The organism is Clavibacter sp. GW821-FHT01D01 (assembly GCF_059422605.1).
This window is the reverse complement of record NZ_JBWKXC010000003.1, coordinates 172,678-192,496: the sequence shown is the minus strand read 5'-3', so window position 1 is coordinate 192,496 and position 19,819 is coordinate 172,678. Positions and strand designations below refer to the sequence as shown.

Annotated in this window: 18 protein-coding genes; 16 read left to right on the top strand and 2 right to left on the bottom strand. The window is 72.5% G+C overall.

The window, feature by feature from the left end; genetic code table 11:
• Positions 1-136 precede the first annotated feature (136 nt).
• Positions 137-1,012 carry a sugar phosphate isomerase/epimerase family protein gene (locus AC07VC_RS06460; protein ID WP_317231120.1) on the bottom strand — a complete coding sequence of 292 codons (876 nt, stop codon included), beginning with the start codon at positions 1,010-1,012 and terminating at the stop codon, positions 137-139.
• A gap of 157 nt (positions 1,013-1,169) precedes the next feature.
• On the opposite strand from AC07VC_RS06460, the gene AC07VC_RS06455 reads away from it, so the two are divergent.
• The 15 genes from AC07VC_RS06455 to AC07VC_RS06385 all read left to right on the top strand — a co-directional run bounded on the left by AC07VC_RS06455 (position 1,170) and on the right by AC07VC_RS06385 (position 17,660).
• Complete coding sequence (locus tag AC07VC_RS06455; protein WP_494675447.1) at positions 1,170-1,991, top strand: fructosamine kinase family protein; 822 nt, start codon at positions 1,170-1,172, stop codon at positions 1,989-1,991.
• Positions 1,992-2,100: 109 nt separating this feature from the next.
• On the top strand, positions 2,101-3,693 hold the full coding sequence (locus AC07VC_RS06450) for an alpha,alpha-trehalose-phosphate synthase (UDP-forming) (protein WP_317230210.1): 1,593 nt from the start codon (positions 2,101-2,103) through the stop codon (positions 3,691-3,693).
• Positions 3,694-3,698: 5 nt separating this feature from the next.
• Complete coding sequence (gene otsB, locus AC07VC_RS06445) at positions 3,699-4,526, top strand: trehalose-phosphatase (protein WP_317230211.1); 828 nt, start codon at positions 3,699-3,701, stop codon at positions 4,524-4,526.
• Positions 4,527-4,601: 75 nt separating this feature from the next.
• Positions 4,602-7,604, top strand: a complete 3,003-nt coding sequence (locus AC07VC_RS06440) for a Na+/H+ antiporter subunit A (protein WP_494675448.1) — start codon at positions 4,602-4,604, stop codon at positions 7,602-7,604.
• Entirely contained in the window at positions 7,601-8,179 is a 579-nt protein-coding gene (locus tag AC07VC_RS06435; RefSeq protein WP_104343218.1) for a Na(+)/H(+) antiporter subunit C, read from the top strand. The genes AC07VC_RS06440 and AC07VC_RS06435 overlap by 4 nt, the downstream gene beginning before the upstream one ends.
• Positions 8,176-9,768, top strand: coding sequence for a Na+/H+ antiporter subunit D (locus tag AC07VC_RS06430; protein ID WP_317230213.1), 1,593 nt, complete (start codon positions 8,176-8,178; stop codon positions 9,766-9,768). Before AC07VC_RS06435 ends, AC07VC_RS06430 begins: the two co-directional genes overlap by 4 nt.
• The gene (locus AC07VC_RS06425) at positions 9,765-10,439 is read left to right on the top strand and encodes a Na+/H+ antiporter subunit E (protein WP_317230214.1); all 675 of its coding nucleotides are present in this window, start codon (positions 9,765-9,767) and stop codon (positions 10,437-10,439) included. The genes AC07VC_RS06430 and AC07VC_RS06425 overlap by 4 nt, the downstream gene beginning before the upstream one ends.
• Positions 10,436-10,711, top strand: a complete 276-nt coding sequence (locus tag AC07VC_RS06420; protein WP_094115421.1) for an MrpF/PhaF family protein — start codon at positions 10,436-10,438, stop codon at positions 10,709-10,711. The genes AC07VC_RS06425 and AC07VC_RS06420 overlap by 4 nt, the downstream gene beginning before the upstream one ends.
• Complete coding sequence (gene mnhG / locus AC07VC_RS06415) at positions 10,708-11,289, top strand: monovalent cation/H(+) antiporter subunit G (protein WP_494675449.1); 582 nt, start codon at positions 10,708-10,710, stop codon at positions 11,287-11,289. Before AC07VC_RS06420 ends, mnhG begins: the two co-directional genes overlap by 4 nt.
• Before the next feature lie 89 nt (positions 11,290-11,378).
• Positions 11,379-13,073, top strand: coding sequence for a dihydroxy-acid dehydratase (ilvD, locus tag AC07VC_RS06410; RefSeq protein WP_094115423.1), 1,695 nt, complete (start codon positions 11,379-11,381; stop codon positions 13,071-13,073).
• A 107-nt stretch (positions 13,074-13,180) separates the two neighbouring features.
• Entirely contained in the window at positions 13,181-14,953 is a 1,773-nt protein-coding gene (locus AC07VC_RS06405) for an acetolactate synthase large subunit (RefSeq protein WP_396335549.1), read from the top strand.
• Complete coding sequence (ilvN, locus tag AC07VC_RS06400; RefSeq protein ID WP_043670567.1) at positions 14,950-15,459, top strand: acetolactate synthase small subunit; 510 nt, start codon at positions 14,950-14,952, stop codon at positions 15,457-15,459. The genes AC07VC_RS06405 and ilvN overlap by 4 nt, the downstream gene beginning before the upstream one ends.
• 103 nt (positions 15,460-15,562) lie before the next feature.
• Entirely contained in the window at positions 15,563-16,588 is a 1,026-nt protein-coding gene (gene ilvC / locus AC07VC_RS06395; protein ID WP_094115425.1) for a ketol-acid reductoisomerase, read from the top strand.
• 152 nt (positions 16,589-16,740) lie between these two features.
• Positions 16,741-17,295 (top strand): hypothetical protein, encoded by a 555-nt coding sequence (locus tag AC07VC_RS06390; protein ID WP_494675450.1) that lies wholly within the window; start codon positions 16,741-16,743, stop codon positions 17,293-17,295.
• Positions 17,292-17,660: a hypothetical protein gene (locus tag AC07VC_RS06385; protein WP_494675451.1), complete on the top strand. Its 369-nt coding sequence runs from the start codon at positions 17,292-17,294 to the stop codon at positions 17,658-17,660. The genes AC07VC_RS06390 and AC07VC_RS06385 overlap by 4 nt, the downstream gene beginning before the upstream one ends.
• 43 nt (positions 17,661-17,703) lie before the next feature.
• Here the strand turns inward: AC07VC_RS06385 and AC07VC_RS06380 are convergent, their stop codons facing one another.
• Positions 17,704-18,105, bottom strand: coding sequence for a DoxX family protein (locus AC07VC_RS06380; RefSeq protein ID WP_494675452.1), 402 nt, complete (start codon positions 18,103-18,105; stop codon positions 17,704-17,706).
• Positions 18,106-18,167: 62 nt separating this feature from the next.
• On the opposite strand from AC07VC_RS06380, the gene serA reads away from it, so the two are divergent.
• A complete protein-coding gene (gene serA, locus AC07VC_RS06375) occupies positions 18,168-19,757 on the top strand; it encodes a phosphoglycerate dehydrogenase (RefSeq protein ID WP_494675453.1) in 1,590 nt (529 codons plus the stop codon).
• Positions 19,758-19,819 lie beyond the last annotated feature (62 nt).

The following is a 19,819-nucleotide window of genomic DNA, read 5'->3' as shown; positions in this document are numbered from 1 at the left end:
GCGCGACGTCGCTCATGTGCGGGGACGTTCCCCTTCCCCCATCCAACCGCGATGCGGCGGTGCGCATGCCCTCCCGCGGGTCGCGGGCGTGTCGCCGGGTATCCCGTCGCGGGCGTCCGGAGCGGGCGGTCCTGCGTCAGCGGTCGCGGCGGAGGGCCGTGCGCAGCTTCCGGTAGCCCGAGAGGGTGGGCGGGACCACGGGCGTGCGCTCGGGCGCCGTGTCGAGCCGCAGCTGCCGCTGGGCGAACTCGCGCGTCTCGATGAGCATCTCGAGCCGCTGCTCCTCCGTCTTGGCCTTGCGCGTGTTGACCTCGGCGACCACGCCGCCGTCCCAGCCCTGCTCGGCGAGCCAGCGCAGGGTCTCGGCGACCGGCTGCGTGCCGCGCCCGGGGAGGAGGTGCTCGTCGAAGACGCGGCCGTCGTCCTGCGATCCCGAGCCATCGCACAGGTGCACGTGGCGGAGGCGGGGGCCGAGGGTCCGCGCCATCTCGAGGGCGTCCTGCCCGGAGAGGGCCGCGTGGGAGAAGTCGAGGGTGGTGGCGTCGCAGTCCATGACGGTCGGATCCCAGCCGGGCGCGTACGCCTTCATGCTGCGGCCCGCGACCTGCCACGGGAACATGTTCTCGACGGCGATCTCGACGCCGGTCGAGGTCTGGATGGAGCGCACGATCTCGAGGAACGACTCGGCGTAGCCGGCCTGCCAGCGGAACGGCGGGTGGACGACGACGGCGGGGGCGCCGACCGCGGCGGCGAGCTCCGCGGACCGCTCCAGCTTCACCTTCGGGTCGCGTCCCCACACGAAGTGGGTGAGGAGCAGGACGGGCGCGTGGATCGACATGATCGGCAGCCCGTGCTTCTCCGACATGGCGCGCAGCGCCGCGGCGTCCTGGGTGACCTCGTCGTTCGTCACCATGATCTCGACGCCGTCGAAGCCCGCTCGACCCGCCATGGCGAAGGCGGCGTCGACGGGCTGGGGGTACACGCAGGTCGTGCTCATTCCGACACGGATCACGTCGGCGAGCGTACCCGGCGACGCTGGGCGCGCGGGGTACGCGGCCCGTCCGGCGCGTGTCGGGTGCGCGACGCGGACACGTCATGACGGCAGGCTGGAGGCGATCGACGGACGTGAGGGAGGGCGGCACGCGCCGCCCGCATCGGGAGGGACGCGCATGACGACGGCATCGGACGGGCGGGTGTTCCGCAAGGAGCGGGCGGACGCCCCGCCCGGGTTCTTCGAGGCGGAGGCCGCCGGGCTCGCCTGGCTCGCCGAGGCGGAGGCCCGCGGGGGAGCGCGCGTGGTCCGCGTCGTCGCGGTCGCGCCCGGCCGCATCGACCTGGAGCGCCTCCGGCCCGCGCGCCCGACGCGGGAGGCGGCCCGCGCGCTCGGCACGGCCCTCGCCGCGACGCACGACGCGGGCGCCCCCGCGTTCGGGTCACCGCCGCCGGGTCCCGCCGGGCCGGCCTTCATCGGACGCCAGGCGCTGTCGGTCGACGGACGCGCGCCGGGGTCGACGCCGGGCGGCGACGCGCCGTCCGACGGCTGGGGCGCCTGGTACGCCCGCGAGCGCGTGATGCCCTACCTCCGCCGCGCGGTCGACGCCGGGCACGCGACCCCGGCGCAGGCGGCCGACGTGGAGCGCGCCTGCGCCGCGTGCGCCGACGGCCGGTTCGACGACGGGCGGCCGCCCGCTCGGATCCACGGCGACCTCTGGTCGGGGAACGTGCAGTGGACGGCGACGGGCGCGGTCCTCATCGACCCGGCCGCGCACGGCGGCCACCGGGAGACCGACCTGGCCATGCTCGCGCTCTTCGGCTGCCCCGGGCTCGAGGACCTCCTCGGCGCGTACGCGGACACGGGGGCCCTCGCCGCGGGCTGGCGCTCCCGCGTCCCGCTGCACCAGCTCCACCCGCTGGCCGTGCACGCCGCATCGCACGGACCGGCCTACGGGGACGCCCTGCACGACGCGGCGCGGGCGGTGCTCCGCATGTGACGCGGGCGGTCACGGGCCGTCCGCCGCCCCCTGTCGGACGACGACCGGACTGGTAGCCTCGGACAGCCGAGCAGGCACCACGCAGCTCTGCGCGACCGAGACGGGAACCGTGACTCCGCCACCCTCATCCACCTCCTCCGCGACCGAGCCGACGACGGCGGACGCCGGCGCCGACGAGGTCGAGCCCGGCACCTACGACCTCGTCGTCGTGTCGAACCGCCTCCCCGTCGACCGCGTCGTCGCCGCCGACGGCACCACCTCCTGGCGCCACTCGCCGGGCGGCCTGGTCACGGCGCTCGAGCCCGTCATGCGCGCCAACGAGGGCGCGTGGATCGGCTGGCCCGGCATCGCCGACCACGACGTGGAGCCCTTCGTCGACGACGGCATCTCGATCATCCCCGTCACGCTCTCCGAGCAGGACCTCGCCGAGTACTACGAGGGCTTCTCGAACGACACCCTGTGGCCGCTGTACCACGACGTCATCGCGCAGCCGAGCTACCACCGCGAGTGGTGGGACACCTACGTCACGGTCAACCAGCGCTTCGCCGACGCCGCCGCGCTCGCCGCAGCGCCCGGGGCGACGGTCTGGGTGCAGGACTACCAGCTGCAGCTCGTCCCGAGGATGCTGCGCGAGAAGCGCCCCGACCTCACCATCGGCTTCTTCAACCACATCCCGTTCCCGCCCTACGGCATCTACTCGCAGCTCCCGTGGCGCACCCAGATCATCGAGGGCCTCCTCGGGGCCGACGTCATCGGCTTCCAGCGCGTGGCCGACGCGGGCAACTTCACCCGCGCCGTCCGACGGCTGTTCGGGTACACGACCCGCGGATCCACGGTCGACGTGCCCGTGCGCGGCGGCGTGGCGCTCACGGTCCCCGGCACGAAGCCGTCGAAGCCCGTTCGCGAGCTCCGCACCCGGCCCGTCGTCGCCAAGCACTACCCCATCTCCATCGACGCGCGGAGCTACGAGGAGATGGCCAAGGACCCGGCCATCCAGGAGCGCGCGCGTCAGATCCGCGCCGACCTCGGCAACCCGCGGACGATCCTCCTCGGCGTCGACCGGCTCGACTACACGAAGGGCATCGGCCACCGCCTCAAGGCCTTCGGGGAGCTGCTCGCCGAGGGGCGCGTCAAGGTCGAGGACGCGACCCTCGTGCAGGTCGCGAGCCCCAGCCGCGAGCGCGTCGAGACGTACCGGCAGCTGCGGGACGAGATCGAGCTCACGGTCGGCCGCATCAACGGCGACTACGGCTCCATCAGCCACACGGCCATCAGCTACCTGCACCACGGGTACCCCAAGGAGGAGATGGTCGCGCTGTGCCTCGCGGCCGACGTGATGCTCGTCACGGCGCTCCGCGACGGCATGAACCTCGTCGCCAAGGAGTACGTCGCGACGAAGCACTCCGACCAGGGCGTCCTGGTGCTGAGCGAGTTCGCGGGCGCCGCGGACGAGCTGAAGGCCGCGCTCCTCGTGAACCCGCATGACATCGAGGGGCTCAAGGAGTCGATCCTCCGCGCCATCGAGATGCCGGTCGCCGAGCAGCGCAAGCGCATGCGCTCGCTCCGCAAGCGCGTCTTCGAGAACGACGTGGCCGCGTGGTCGAGCTCGTTCCTCGCCGACCTCGGGCGCACGCACGCCGCCTCCATCCACGAGGGACCCGACGAAGAGGTCGTCGAGCCGCTCATGGACGAGGGCTGGTAGCGCGCGTGGTCGAGGTCGACACCGACATCCAGGCCAAGGGAGGCCGCGGCTTCCCCGGCCGCCTGTTCGAGGCGCTCACGGAGCTGGCGCGCACGCCGCGGCTCCTGGTGGCCCTCGACTTCGACGGCACGCTCGCGCCCGAGGTCGACGATCCCGAGAAGGCGCGCGCCGTCCCCGAGGCCCGCGCCGCCGTGCTCGCGCTGCTCGCGCTGCCGGACACACGCGTCGCGCTCGTCTCTGGCCGGGCGCTGCGGAGCCTCGAGGCCGTCGCCGACCTGCCGGACGAGGTGCTGCTCGTGGGCTCGCACGGCGTCGAGATCCGTCTCGACAGCGACGACATCGAGCTCGTGCTCGACGCCGACGAGCTCGAGCAGCGCGGGGTCCTCTCCGACGTGCTCGGCCAGGTCGCCGACTCGCTCGACGAGGTCTGGATCGAGGAGAAGCCCGCGGGCTTCGCCCTGCACACCCGTCTCGCGACCGAGCGCCACAGCCGCATCGCGCACCTCGTCGCGACGCAGGAGGCGCACGCCGAGGTCGACGGCCTCAAGGTGCGCTCCGGCAAGGACGTGCTGGAGTTCAGCATCCGGCAGGCCACCAAGGGCGAGGCGGTGGAGCACCTGCGCCGCTACGCGGAGGCCACGGCCGTCTTCTACGCGGGCGACGACGTCACCGACGAGGACGCCTTCGCCGCGCTCCAGGCCGGCGACCTCGGCCTGAAGAGCGGCACGGGCGCGACTGCGGCGGACTTCCGCGTCGACGGCCCGCACGACGTGGCGCGCGTGCTGCAGGTGCTCGCGGACCTGCGCGGCGACCCCGCCGTCCTGTCCCGCTGACGCACCCGTCCCCGGACTCCCAGGTAGAGCCCAGGTAGACTGGGGCACCAGCCGACTCGCGAGAGGAGACCGCACGTGCTCGTCCTCCTCTCGGTGTTCCTGCTCGCGTCCGTCGCCGTCCCGTTCCTCGCCCGCGTCATGGGCGTCCGGGCCTTCCTCGTCGCCGCCCTCGTGCCGGCCGCGGCCTTCGCCTACACGGTGGCGCAGGCGCCCGCGGTGCTGCCGGACGGCGAGGTCGTCGAGCGCGTCACCTGGATCCCGTCGCTCGGCATCACGCTCGACATGCGGATGGACGCGCTGTCGTGGCTGCTGGCGCTCGTCGTCACGGGCGTCGGCGCGCTCGTGCTCCTCTACTGCGCGCGCTACTTCCGCTCCTCGGAGGAGGGGCTGGGGCGGTTCGCCGGGCTCCTGCTGGCGTTCGCCGGCGTCATGTACGGCCTGGTCCTCGCCGACGACGTCTTCGTGCTCTTCACCTTCTGGGAGGCCACGAGCGTCCTCTCCTACCTGCTCATCGGCCACTACACGGGCAAGAAGGCGAGCCGCGGCGCGGCCCTGCAGGCGCTCCTCGTCACCACGGCGGGCGGGCTGGCGATGCTCGTCGGGCTCGTCATCCTCTCGGTCGCGGGCGGCACGACGAGCCTCGCGTCGCTCGTGGCGGACCCGCCGGGCGGCCCGCTGATCCCCGTCGCGGTCGTGCTGGTCCTCCTCGGCGCCCTGTCGAAGTCGGCCCTCGTGCCCTTCCACTTCTGGCTCCCGGCCGCCATGGCCGCGCCCACCCCCGTGAGCGCGTACCTGCACGCCGCCGCGATGGTGAAGGCGGGCATCTACCTCATCGCGCGCCTGGCGCCGGGCTACGCGGACGTGCCGGGCTGGCGCGTGCTCCTCGTCGTCCTGGGCGTCGCGACCATGCTGGTCGGCGGCTGGCGCGCCCTGAAGCAGATGGACCTGAAGCTCGTCCTCGCCTACGGCACGGTGAGCCAGCTGGGGTTCCTCACCGTCGTGGTGGGCTACGGAACGCGCGACGCGGCCCTCGCGGGCGTCGCCCTCCTCCTCGCGCACGCGCTGTTCAAGGCCACCCTGTTCCTCGTCGTGGGCGTGGTGGACCACCGCGCCGGCACCCGCGACCTCCGCAAGATCAGCGGGCTCGGCCGCAAGGCGCCGGTCCTCGCGGTCATCACGGCGCTCGCCCTCGCCAGCATGGCGGGGCTCCCGCCGTTCCTCGGCTTCGTCGCCAAGGAGGCCGTGCTGTCGGCGCTCCTCCTCGACGCCGAGCTCGGCGGCGGCCTCGGCTGGGTCGCGCTCGTGGGCGTCTCCGTCGGCTCGTGCCTCACAGTCGCCTACAGCGCGCGCTTCATGTGGGGCGCCTTCGCCCGCAAGCGCGGGGTGGACGAGGTCCAGCCGGTGCACGAGCACCTCGACTTCCTCGTGCCGCCCGCCGTGCTCGCCGCGACCGGCCTGGTGCTCGGGTTCCTCGCGTCGTCCGTCGACGGCTGGATCGCCGGGTACGCGGACACGCTGCCCACCGTGAGCGCTGGCGCCTCCGGGGAGCCGGACCACACCTACCACCTGGCCCTCTGGCACGGTCTGGAGCCCGCGCTGCTCATCTCGGCCGGCACGCTCGTGGTCGGCCTCGCGATGTTCCGCCTCCGCGACGGCGTCTTCGCGCTGCAGTCGCGCGTGCCGTCGTGGATCGACGCGGCGCGCATCTACTGGGCCTCCATGCGCCTCATCGACCGGGTCGCGGCGCGCACCACCGCCACGACGCAGCGCGGCTCGCTGCCCTTCTACCTGGGCGTCATCCTGCTCGTGCTCATCGGCTCCGTCGGCTCCGCGCTCGCGCTCAACCGGTCCTGGCCGACCACCGCGGTGCCCTTCGACCACCCCGCGCAGCCCGTCATCGGCATCGTGATGATCGTGGCGGCCATCGCCGCCGCCCGCGCCGGCAAGCGGTTCCAGGCGGTCGTCCTCGTCGGTGTCACCGGGTACGGCATGGCCGCGCTCTTCGCGCTCCACGGCGCCCCCGACCTGGCGCTCACGCAGGTCCTCATCGAGACGATCACGCTGGTCGCGTTCGTGCTCGTCCTCCGCCGCCTCCCCGTGCGGCTGGGGGAGCGCAACCGCTCCGTGCACCCCGTCTGGCGCGCGTCGATCGGCATCGCGGTCGCCGTGCTGATGTCCACGGTGGCGGTCGTGGCGCTCGGCGCCCGCGTGGCGACGCCCATCTCGCTGGAGTTCCCGCGCCTCGCCTACGAGCAGGGCCACGGCAGCAACGTCGTCAACGTCACGCTCGTCGACCTGCGCGGCTGGGACACCATGGGCGAGATCTCCGTGCTCATCGTGGCGGCCACGGGCGTCGCGAGCCTCATCTTCCTGAACCGCCGCACCGACTCGCTGCCCCGGCTCACGGCGCCGTCGCGCCGCAGCCTCCTCGCCCGGCTCTCCGGCCGGCGCGACCCGGACGCCGCTCCGCTCGAGGTCGAGCAGGGCGCCGACGGACCCCGCATGGAGGCCCGCCAGGCGCTGAAGGACAGCCGGCGCTCGGAGCGCAGCCCCTGGCTCCTCGCGGGGCGCACGCTCGCGCCCCAGAACCGGTCGATCCTCCTCGAGGTCGTCGTGCGCCTCCTCTTCCACAGCCTCATCGTCGTCTCCGTCTACCTGCTCTTCGCCGGCCACAACCTGCCGGGCGGCGGCTTCGCCGGCGGTCTCCTCGCGGGCATGGCCCTCGTCGCCCGGTACCTCGCCGGCGGCCGCTACGAGCTCGGCGCGGCAGCCCCCGTCGACGCCGGACGCGTGCTCGGCACGGGCCTCGTGTTCGCGGTCGGAACCGCGGCCGTGCCCCTCGTCTTCGGCGCCGACGCCCTCACCTCCACCTGGATCGACACCGAGGTGCCCCTCATCGGGCACGTCGAGTTCGTCACCAGCACCTTCTTCGACGTCGGCGTCTACCTCGTCGTCGTCGGCCTCACGCTCGACGTGCTCCGCAGCCTCGGCGCGGAGGTCGACCGCCAGGAGGAGAGCGACCGCACGGTCGAGCAGGGAGCGGACGGCATCGAGACCGAGCAGGGGGTGAGCGTGTGAGCGTCTCCGTCACCCTCATCGTGATCATGGCCGCGCTGTACGCGACGGGCATCTACCTCATGCTCGAGCGCAGCATGACGCGCGTGCTCCTCGGGTTCCTGCTCGTCGGCAACGCGACCAACATCCTCATCCTCATCATGTCCGGGCGGGTGGGACTCGCGCCCATCTACGACGAGGACGTGGACCCGTCGGAGTACGCGGACCCGCTGCCGCAGGCGCTCATCCTCACCGCCATCGTCATCACCTTCGGCGTCTCCGCCTTCCTCATGGCGCTCATCTACCGCTCCTGGCGCCTGGCCAACGCCGACGTCGTCACGGACGACGAGGACGACCTCGCGATGCGCGGCCCGCGCACGGGCCTCGGCGAGGAGCCGACCGTGCCGGACGACGACGACACCGAGTTCGGCACCAACGCGGAGGCGGCCATCGCCTCCGCCCGGCAGCTGCGCGACAACCGATCCGATCTGGAAGAAGCCATCGACGACTCCGCCGACGACGACGACCACCGCGACTTCCGCACCATCCGCGCGGAGCGGGACGACCGCGGCGCGACGGACGGGGGCGAGGCGAAGTGACCGTGTTCCAGTCCCTCATCCCGCTCGTCGTCCTGGTGCCCCTCCTCGGCGCGGCCGCCGCGCTCGTCGCTGCGCGTCAGCGCCGCCTCCAGGTGGCGGTCTCCGTGCTGGCGCTCGTGATCGTCGTGGCGATCAGCGCCGTGCTCCTCGTGCTGGTCGACCAGCAGGGCGGCCAGTCCGTCGAGGTCGGCGGGTGGGCGGCGCCGTTCGGCATCGTGCTCGTCGTCGACCGGCTCTCCGCGCTCATGCTGCTGATCTCATCCATCGTGCTGCTCGCGGTCCTCATGTTCTCCATCGGCCAGGGCCTCGAGGACGGCGACGGCGAGACGCCGGTCTCCATCTACAACCCGACCTACCTCATCCTCGCCGCGGGCGTCTTCAACGCGTTCGTCGCGGGCGACCTGTTCAACCTCTACGTCGGGTTCGAGATCCTGCTGGTGGCGAGCTACGTGCTCCTCACCCTCGGCGGCACGGAGGCGCGCATCCGCGCGGGCGTCACGTACATCGTCGTCAGCCTGGTCTCGTCGATGCTGTTCCTCGCCTCGATCGCGATGATCTACGGCGCGCTCGGTACGGTGAACATCGCCCAGATCTCGGTCCGGCTCGACGAGATCCCGCCGGACGTGCAGCTGATCCTGCACATCATGCTGCTGGTCGCCTTCGGCATCAAGGCGGCGGTCTTCCCGCTGTCGTTCTGGCTGCCGGACTCCTACCCGACGGCGCCGGCGCCCGTCACGGCGGTGTTCGCGGGTCTGCTCACGAAGGTCGGCGTCTACGCGATCCTCCGCACGGAGACGGTCATGTTCCCCACCGACCAGCTGTCCACGGCGCTCATGGTGGTCGCGGCGCTGACGATGGTCATCGGCATCCTCGGCGCGGTCGCGCAGGCCGACATCAAGAGGCTGCTGTCGTTCACGCTCGTGAGCCACATCGGCTACATGATCTTCGGCATCGCGCTCAACACCGTCGCGGGCATGACGGCGACCATCTACTACGTGATCCACCACATCGTGGTGCAGACGACGCTCTTCCTCGCGTCCGGACTCATCGAGCGCACGGGCGGCAGCACGTCCATCAACCGCCTCGGCGGCCTGCTGAAGGCGGCGCCGGTCATGGCGATCCTCTTCTTCATCCCGGCGCTGAACCTCGGCGGCATCCCGCCCTTCTCCGGCTTCATCGGCAAGGTCGCGCTCTTCGACTCGGGCGCCGAGGTCGGCGGCTGGCTCACCTACGCGGTCATCGCCGCGGGGGCGGCCACCAGCCTCCTCACGCTCTACGCCCTCGCCCGCGTCTGGAACATGGCGTTCTGGCGCGGCGCCGAGGAGGTGGAGGACTACGAGTCCCCGCTGCTCGACCAGCTCTCCGAGCGCCCCGGCGGCGAGGCCGTCACGACGGTGCGGAAGACCCCCGTGCTCATGACGGGCGCGACGGCGGGCATGGTCGTCGTCAGCGTCGCCCTCACCGTCTTCGCCGGCCCCGTCTACGCGCTCGCCGAGCGCGCGGGGGAGAGCCTCACCGGTCCCGGGTCCGGCAACGGCTCCGGCGAGCAGGGCTACGTCGAGACCGTGTTCCCGGGAGGCGTCCGATGACGCCGCGTCGCGCCCGCGCCCGGGCCGAGCGGCTGACCCTGCTCGTGCAGCTGCCCCTGCTGGTGTGGCTCGTGATCCTGTGGCTGCTCCTGTGGGGCCACGTCACGGTCATCTCGGTGGTCACCGGCATCGTCCTCGCGCTCCTGGTGACGCGCGTGTTCTACCTGCCGCCCGTGGAGCTATCCGGCCGGTTCGACATCCGGTGGGCGTTCATCCTGCTCGGCCACTTCGCCGTCGACCTGGTGCGCGCCTCCTTCCAGGTGGCCGCGCAGGCCTTCGACTGGCGCCGCGTCCCCGTCAACGCGGTCATCGCCGTGCACCTCCACACGCGCAGCGACTTCGTGATGACGCTCACGGCCGAGGTGGTCTCGCTCGTCCCCGGCTCGATCGTGGTGGAGGCCGACCGCGAGCGCTCGATCCTGTACCTGCACGCCCTCGGCACGCCGACCCCGGAGGACGTGGAGCGCGTGCGCGAGAACACCCTGCGGGTGGAGAGCCGCATCGTGTACACGCTCGGCACGGCCGACGACATCTGGCGGATCAACCGCGAGCGCCGGGAGTCCGGCCGCGAGCCGCTCCTGCAGAGCCGGAGGCAGCGGGCGCACGAGCTCGTCCGCGATCGCGACCTGGAGGCCGGACTCATCACGACCACGGGGGAGGAGCTCTCATGAGCGTCGTCATGCAGGTCGGCTACGTCGTGGTCGGCGCGCTGTTCTTCGCCGCGGCCGTCATGGCCGTCGTCCGCATCGTCCGCGGCCCGAGCATCCTCGACCGCATCATCGCGTCCGACGTGCTCCTCACCACGCTCATCTGCGTGCTGGGCGCCGAGATGATCTACAACGGCCACACGCGCACGGTCCCCGTCATGCTCGTGCTCGCCATGACGGCGTTCCTCGCCACGGTCGCCGTCGCCCGCTACGTCTCGAAGCAGGACCCGTCGTGAACGACCTCCTCGTCTCCGGCCCGCTCGCCGACGCCCTCGACCTCGTGAGCCTGGTGCTGCTGATCCTGGGCGGCGTCCTCTCGGTCGCGGCGGGCGTGGGCCTGCTGCGCTTCCCGGACCCGCTGGCGCGCATGCACGCGGCGACCAAGCCGCAGATCCTCGGCGTGATCCTGGTGCTCCTCGCCCTCGCCCTGCAGTCGCAGAGCCTCAGCACCGCGATGATGCTCGTCCCCGTCCTCCTCTTCCAGATGCTGACGGCGCCCATCTCGGCGCACATGGTCGGCCGCGCGGGCTACCGCCTCCGCCACTTCCTCCGCGAGGACCTCCTCGTCGACGAGCTGGAGGAGGCCATCGACCGCGCCCACGACGAGCTGCGCGCATCCGACGAGGTGGACGCGTCCACGCTGCCCGTGGGATCCGCCGAGAACATCGCCGCCGAGGAGGCCGGCCACGTCCCCGGCGGGGCGGGCCCCCGCGACGCGGCGTCGCCGGTCGCCGCGCCGGCGGCCTCCGACCCCGGGCACGACGGCCGGGACGACGACGCGCGCGGAGGCGGGCTGCCCCCGGGCATCGGCTGACCTGCCGACCTGTCCGCGCGGGCCCGCGCGGTGCAGCCCGGGCCCGCCCGGCGCCGGGAGCGCTCCGCGCGAGGACCTAAACTCATGCCATGCCTGAGATCGACATGAAGCCCCGGAGCCGCGACGTCACCGATGGGATCGAGGCCACCGCGGCGCGCGGCATGCTCCGCGCCGTCGGCATGGGCGACGAGGACTGGGTGAAGCCCCAGATCGGCGTCGCCAGCTCCTGGAGCGAGATCACCCCCTGCAACCTCAGCCTCGACCGCCTCGCGCAGGCGTCGAAGGAGGGCGTCCACGCGGGAGGCGGCTATCCGCTGCAGTTCGGCACCATCTCCGTCAGCGACGGCATCTCCATGGGCCACGAGGGCATGCACTTCTCTCTCGTCTCCCGCGAGGTCATCGCCGACAGCGTCGAGACCGTGATGATGGCCGAGCGCCTCGACGGCTCCGTCCTCCTCGCGGGCTGCGACAAGTCGCTGCCCGGCATGCTCATGGCGGCCGCCCGCCTCGACCTCTCGTCGGTGTTCCTCTACGCGGGGTCCATCGCGCCGGGCTGGGTCAAGCTCTCGGACGGCACCGAGAAGGACGTCACGATCATCGACGCCTTCGAGGCCGTCGGCGCGTGCAAGGCCGGCACGATGAGCCAGGAGGACCTGACCCGCATCGAGAAGGCCATCTGCCCGGGCGAGGGCGCCTGCGGCGGCATGTACACGGCCAACACCATGGCGAGCGTCGCCGAGGCCCTCGGCATGAGCCTCCCGGGCTCCGCCGCCCCGCCGAGCGCCGACCGCCGCCGCGACTACTTCGCGCACCGCTCCGGCGAGGCCGTCGTCAACCTCATCGCGAAGGGCATCACGGCGCGCGACATCATGACGAAGGAGGCGTTCGAGAACGCCATCTCCGTCGTCATGGCGTTCGGCGGATCCACCAACGCGGTCCTCCACCTCCTCGCCATCGCGCGCGAGGCGGAGGTCGACCTGCAGCTGTCCGACTTCAACCGCATCGCCGACCGCGTCCCGCACCTCGGCGACCTCAAGCCCTTCGGCCGCTTCGTCATGAACGACGTCGACCGCGTCGGCGGCGTGCCTGTCGTCATGAAGGCCCTGCTCGACGCGGGGCTCCTGCACGGCGACGTCATGACGGTCACGGGCCGCACCATGCGGGAGAACCTCGAGTCGATGGACCTCGCGGACCTCGACGGCACGGTCATCCGCACGCTCGACGACCCCATCCACGCGACCGGCGGCATCAGCGTCCTGCACGGCTCGCTGGCCCCCGAGGGCGCGGTCGTCAAGACCGCCGGCTTCGACCTCGACGTGTTCGAGGGCCCGGCCCGCGTGTTCGAGCGCGAGCGCGCCGCCATGGACGCGCTGACGGAGGGCCGCATCTCGAAGGGCGACGTCGTCGTCATCCGCTACGAGGGCCCGAAGGGCGGCCCCGGCATGCGCGAGATGCTCGCGATCACCGGCGCCATCAAGGGCGCGGGCCTCGGCAAGGATGTACTACTCTTGACGGACGGTCGATTCTCAGGCGGCACAACCGGACTGTGCATCGGCCACATGGCTCCCGAGGCGGTGGACGCAGGTCCCGTCGCCTTCGTGCGCGATGGAGACCGGATCCGTGTCGACATCGCCGCTCGCACGCTCGACCTACTGGTCGACGAGGCCGAGCTCGCCGCCCGCCGTGAGGGGTGGGCACCTCTCCCGCCGCGCTACACGCGCGGAGTCCTCGCCAAGTACGCCCGTCTCGTGCACTCGGCCGCCGAGGGCGCGATCACGGGATGACCCCCTCCTCACCTTCCGCACCCTCTCCCAGGAATCGCGCACCCATGCCAGCTCTGCCCACCCCGCCGCCCACGCCGCAGGCCCCCACCGCCCATCAGGGCGACGAGATGCTCACGGGAGCCGAGGCCGTCGTCCGCACCCTCGAGCTCCTCGGGGTCGACGACATCTTCGGCCTGCCCGGCGGCGCCATCCTCCCCACCTACGACCCGCTCATGGACTCGACGAAGCTGCGCCACATCCTCGTCCGCCACGAGCAGGGCGCCGGGCACGCCGCCGAGGGCTACGCGTCCTCGAGCGGACGCACGGGCGTCTGCATCGCGACCTCCGGGCCGGGCGCGACGAACCTCGTCACCGCCATCGCGGACGCGTACATGGACTCGGTCCCGCTCCTCGCCATCACGGGCCAGGTGTTCTCCACCCTCATGGGCACCGACGCCTTCCAGGAGGCCGACATCGTGGGCATCACGATGCCCATCACGAAGCACAGCTTCCTGGTGACCCGTCCCGAGGACATCCCGTCGACCATCGCGTCGGCGTACCACATCGCCTCCACGGGCCGCCCGGGCCCCGTGCTCGTCGACATCACGAAGGACGCGCAGCAGCTCGAGGCGCCGTTCCACTGGCCGCCGAAGATCGACCTCCCCGGCTACCGCCCCGTCGTCAAGGCGCACGGCAAGCAGATCCAGGCCGCCGCGCAGCTGCTCGTCGAGGCGAGGAAGCCCGTGCTCTACGTGGGCGGCGGGGTCATCCGCGCCAAGGCGCACGAGGAGCTGCTGGCGCTGGCCGAGGCGGTCGGCGCGCCCGTCGTCACGACGCTCATGGCCCGCGGCGCCTTCCCCGACTCCCACCCGCAGCAGCTCGGCATGCCCGGGATGCACGGCACGGTCCCGGCCGTGCTGGCGCTCCAGGAGTCGGACCTCCTCGTCTCGCTCGGCGCCCGCTTCGACGACCGGGTCACCGGCAAGGCGTCGCTGTTCGCCCCGAACGCGAAGGTCGTGCACGTCGACGTCGACCCCGCCGAGATCTCGAAGATCCGCATCGCGGACGTCCCGATCGTGGGCGACGCGAAGGACGTCATCGCCGACCTCGTCGTCGCGTTCCGCGAGGCGAAGGCCGCCGCCTCCGCCCCGCAGGACATCGCCGACTGGTGGACGTACCTCGAGGGGCTCCGCGAGGAGTTCCCCCTCGGCTACACCCCGCCCGCCGACGGCGCGCTGGCCCCGCAGTACGTCATCCAGCGCATCGGCGAGATCACCGGCCCGGAGGGCGTGTTCGCCTCCGGCGTCGGCCAGCACCAGATGTGGGCGGCGCAGTTCATCAAGTACGAGCGCCCCAACTCCTGGCTGAACTCCGGCGGCGCCGGCACCATGGGCTACTCGGTGCCCGCCGCGATGGGCGCGAAGGTCGCCCAGCCCGACCGCCACGTGTGGGCGATCGACGGCGACGGCTGCTTCCAGATGACCAACCAGGAGCTCGCCACCTGCACGATCAACGACATCCCCATCAAGGTCGCGATCATCAACAACTCGTCGCTCGGCATGGTGCGCCAGTGGCAGACCCTGTTCTACGAGGGCCGCTACTCCAACACCGACCTGAACACGGGCGGCGGCACCCGCATGGTGCCCGACTTCGTGAAGATGGCCGATGCCTACGGCGCGCTCGGGATCCGCGTCACCAAGCCCGAGGAGGTGGACGACGCGATCCGCCTGGCGCTCGCGACCAACGACCGCCCCGTCGTCATCGACTTCGTGGTCAGCCGCGACGCGATGGTGTGGCCGATGGTCCCGCAGGGCCTCAGCAACAGCGCCGTGCAGTACGCCCGCGACCACGCGCCCGACTGGGACGACGACCTCGCCGAGACCGGGAGGACCGAGAAGTGAGCCACATCCTGAGCCTCCTGGTGGAGGACAAGCCGGGCCTCCTCACCCGCGTCGCCGGCCTGTTCGCCCGTCGCGGCTTCAACATCGAGTCGCTCGCCGTGGGCGCCAGCGAGATCGAGGGCCTGTCCCGCATCACGGTCGTCGTCGACGTCGAGGCGCTCCCGCTCGAGCAGGTGACCAAGCAGCTGAACAAGCTCGTCAACGTCATCAAGATCGTGGAGCTCGACCCCGGCCAGGCGGTCGAGCGCGAGCACCTGCTCGTCAAGGTGCGCGTGGACAACACGACCCGTTCGCAGGTGCTCGAGGCCGTCAACCTGTTCCGCGCCCGCGTCGTCGACGTGGCCACGGACGCGCTCATCATCGAGGTCACGGGCGACTCGGGCAAGGTCCAGGCCCTGCTCCGCGTGCTCGAGCCCTTCGGCATCAAGGAGCTCGCGCAGTCGGGCCTCCTCGCCATGGGCCGCGGGTCGAAGTCCATCACCGACCGCGTGTTCCGCACGGCGTAGCCCGCCTCCCGACCCATCAGATCCGACCCCGCCTCCGCGCGGGGCTGCCCGGCACCGCCCCTCGCGCCACCCGCGGGGACGACAGAACAAGGAGATCCACCACGTGACTGACATCGTCTACGACAAGGACGCCGACCTCTCGCTCATCCAGGGCAGCAAGGTGGCCGTCATCGGCTACGGCTCGCAGGGGCACGCGCACGCGCTGAACCTCCGCGACTCCGGCGTCGAGGTCGTCGTCGGCCTCAAGGAGGGCTCGAAGAGCCGCGCCAAGGCCGAGGAGCAGGGCTTCACGGTCCAGACCCCCGCCGAGGCGTCCGCCTGGGCCGACGTCATCGTGATCCTCGCGCCCGACCAGCACCAGCGCGGCCTCTACGCCGAGAGCGTGCGCGACAACCTCACCGAGGGCAAGACGCTCGTCTTCTCGCACGGCTTCAACATCCGCTTCGGCTACATCGAGGCGCCCGAGGGCGTCGACGTCGTCCTCGTCGCCCCGAAGGGCCCGGGCCACACCGTGCGCCGCGAGTTCGAGGCCGGCCGCGGCGTCCCCGTCATCGTGGCCGTCGAGGTCGACGCGTCCGGCAAGGCGTGGGACATGGCGTGGAGCTACGCCAAGGGCATCGGCGGCCTCCGCGCCGGCGGCATCCGCACCACCTTCACCGAGGAGACCGAGACCGACCTGTTCGGCGAGCAGGCCGTGCTCTGCGGCGGCACCTCGCAGCTGGTCCAGTACGGCTTCGAGACGCTGATCGAGGCGGGCTACCAGCCGCAGATCGCGTACTTCGAGGTGCTGCACGAGCTGAAGCTCATCGTCGACCTGATGTGGGAGGGCGGCATCGCGAAGCAGCGCTGGAGCATCTCCGATACCGCCGAGTACGGCGACTACGTCTCCGGCCCGCGCGTCATCTCGCCGGACGTCAAGGAGAACATGAAGGCCGTCCTCGCGGACATCCAGTCCGGCGCCTTCGCCGAGCGCTTCATCGCGGACCAGGACGCCGGCGCGCCGGAGTTCCTCGAGCTGCGGAAGAAGGGCGAGCAGCACCCGATCGAGTCCACCGGCCGCGAGCTGCGCAAGCTGTTCGCGTGGAACAAGGCCGACGACGACTACACGGACGGCTCGGTCGCCCGCTAGTCCCCGCTCCACCCGCATCGCCGGACGCCCGGCCGCCTCGTGCGGCCGGGCGTCTGCGCGTCCGGGAGCCCCGCGGCGGGCGGGTGTCCGGGCGTGCGACGAGCGGCCGTCCGTGCGGCGGGCGTCCGGATCCGACCGCGTACCATCGGGGGATGCCGCGAACTCCCGACGACGACGCCCTCAGCTGGGCCGGCGAGGAGGCGGATCCCACGCTCGCCCGCTCGCCCGAGCCGCAGCGCGCAGTGCCCCGCAGCCGGGACGCCGGGCCGGCGACCGGCACCGGACGGGCCTCCGCGCTCGGCGCCACGGCCGCACGCCGGGCCGCTGCCACCGGATCCGCGGGCCGCGCCGACGAGGCCGACGCGGACGTCCCTGCCGCCCAGCTCGCCGAGCCGCGCGGGCGGTTGACAGAGGAAGCCGCTCCCGAGGCGTCGCCCGAGGTCGTGGCGCTCGCGTTCTTCGGCGCCGTCGCGGTCCTCGAGGCCATCGCCTGGTTCTTCGTCGTGCGCGACAACCCGTCGAGCGCGGGCTCCGCGCTGCAGGTCGGCGTCGCCCAGGCGACCGAGGCCCTCACCGTGCTCGCGCCGCTCCTCTGGCTGACGGCCGTCGTCGTCGTCGCACGGGGCATGCGGACCGGCCGCCGCGCGCTCGTCCTCGCCGCCGGCGCGGTCGTCCTGTTCCCCTGGCCGTGGCTGGTGACCCGATGACCGCCGCGCCGTCCGCCGGGGACGCGACCCCGGCGTCGCGCGGCGCCCGCCGTCGGGGACGCCCGACGCACGCGGGCTGGATCGTCGGCGTCCTCGGCGCGATCGCCCACGGGATCCTGGTGTGGCAGGCCGTCGACCAGTACACGGCCTTCCGCGACATCGCGACGGCGTTCGGGGGGACGCTCCGCCCGGGCACCCTCGCGACGCTCGTCGGCGCGATCCTCGTCCCCGTGGTCGCGTACACGCTCGCCGCCCGCGCCACGCGCGGCCGGCCCGTCGCCGCGCGCGTGCTGGTGATGCTCGCGGGCCTCGCCGCCGCGAGCGCGCTGACGGTGGGGCTCGCCGCCCTGCTCCCGCTCGTCTAGCGGCGGCGCGGAGCACGGGGGAGCGGTCCGCGGGCCGCGGCGGCTAGAGCGGCCAGCCGGCGAACAGCACGAGCGCGATGAGCGCCACCTGCGCCACGAGGCGCGGCACCAGCGGGATCGCGATGCGGCCGAAGCGCTCCGGGTCGCGGGCGGCGTAGGCGTTCGCCGGGAACACGGCGACGAGGAACACGGCCAGCGCGATGCCCGCCGCGAGGCGCACCGGCTCCACGAGGAGGCCCACGCCGCCCGCGATCTCGCAGAGCCCCGTGAACCGGACGAGCGCGAGCGGCGAGGGCATGCCCCGGCGGCGGAACGCCGGCGGGATGATCGCGGCCATGCCCCGGGCGGCCCCCGGCGAGAAGTGCGCGAGGCCCATCCCGACGAAGGCGAGGGCCAGCAGGATCCGCACGGCGAGCTGGATCGCGTCCCACGTCACATCGCTCATCGGCCCATTCTGGGGCCACTAGCATGTGAGGGTCCCAGCCGCCCCCGCCCGAAGGACCGCTCTTGACCAAGCCCGTCGTCGTGATCGCCGAAGAACTCTCGCCCGCCACCGTCGACGCCCTCGGGCCCGACTTCGACGTCCGATCCGTGGACGGCACCGACCGCCCGGCGCTGCTCGCGGCGCTCGCGGAGGCCGACGCGGTCCTCGTCCGCTCCGCCACCCGCATCGACGCGGAGGCCATCGCGGCCGCGCCGCGCCTCCAGGTCGTCGCCCGCGCGGGCGTGGGCCTCGACAACGTCGACATCAAGGCCGCCACCACGGCGGGCGTCATGGTCGTGAACGCGCCCACGTCGAACGTCATCTCCGCCGCCGAGCTCGCCATCGGCCACATCCTCTCGCTCGCCCGCTTCATCCCGGACGCGAGCGCGTCGCTCAAGCAGGGCCTCTGGAAGCGCTCCTCGTTCACGGGCGTCGAGCTGTACGAGAAGACCATCGGCATCGTCGGCCTCGGCCGCATCGGCACCCTGGTCGCGCAGCGGCTCGCGGGCTTCGGCGCCACGCTGGTGGCCTACGACCCCTACGTCACCCCGGCCCGCGCGCAGCAGCTCGGGGTGCAGCTCCTCCCGCTCGACGAGCTGATGCGCTTTGCCGACTTCATCACCATCCACATCCCCAAGACGCCCGACACCACGGGCCTCATCTCCACGGAGCAGTTCGCGCTCGCGAAGCCGAGCCTGCGCATCGTGAACGCGAGCCGCGGCGGCATCATCGACGAGGACGCGCTCTACACCGCCCTCAAGTCGAAGCGGATCGCGGGCGCGGGCCTCGACGTGTTCGTCAGCGAGCCGCCCACCGGGTCGCCGCTGCTGGAGCTCGACAACATCATCGTCACGCCGCACCTCGGCGCCTCGACCGACGAGGCCCAGGAGAAGGCGGGCGTCTCGGTCGCCAAGAGCGTGCGCCTCGCCCTCGGCGGCGAGCTCGTGCCCGACGCGGTGAACGTCGCCGGCGGCGTCATCGACCCGTACGTGCGCCCCGGCATCCCGCTCATGGAGAAGCTCGGGCAGGTGTTCTCGGGCCTCGCGCACGAGGCGCTCACCAGCATCGACGTGGTCGTCCGCGGCGAGCTCGCCGGGTACGACGTCAGCGTGCTGAAGCTCGCGGCGCTCAAGGGCGTCTTCACGAACGTGGTGAGCGAGAACGTCTCCTACGTCAACGCGCCGCTCCTCGCGGAGCAGCGCGGCCTCGAGGTGCGGCTCATCACCGACGCCGTGTCGGAGGAGTACCGCAACGTCCTCAGCATCCGCGGCGCGCTCTCCGACGGCACCCAGGTGTCGGTCTCGGGCACGCTCACCGGCACCAAGCAGATCGAGAAGCTCGTCGAGATCGACGGCTACGACGTCGAGGTGCCGTTCAGCCGCCACCTCATCGTCATGAAGTACGAGGACCGGCCCGGCATCGTCGCGGTCTACGGCAAGGAGTTCGGCGACGCCGAGGTCAACATCGCGGGCATGCAGATCGCCCGCCAGGAGGCCGGCGGCCGGGCGCTCAGCGTCCTGAGCGTCGACTCGCCCGTCCCCGACGGCGTGCTCGAGAACGTGCGGACGGCCATCCAGGCCACCTCCCTGCGCGAGATCGACATCGCCGACTGACCCGTCGGGCACCATCCGCGAGGGCGGTCGCCGCGGCGGCCGCCCTCGCGCGTGCGCGGGGG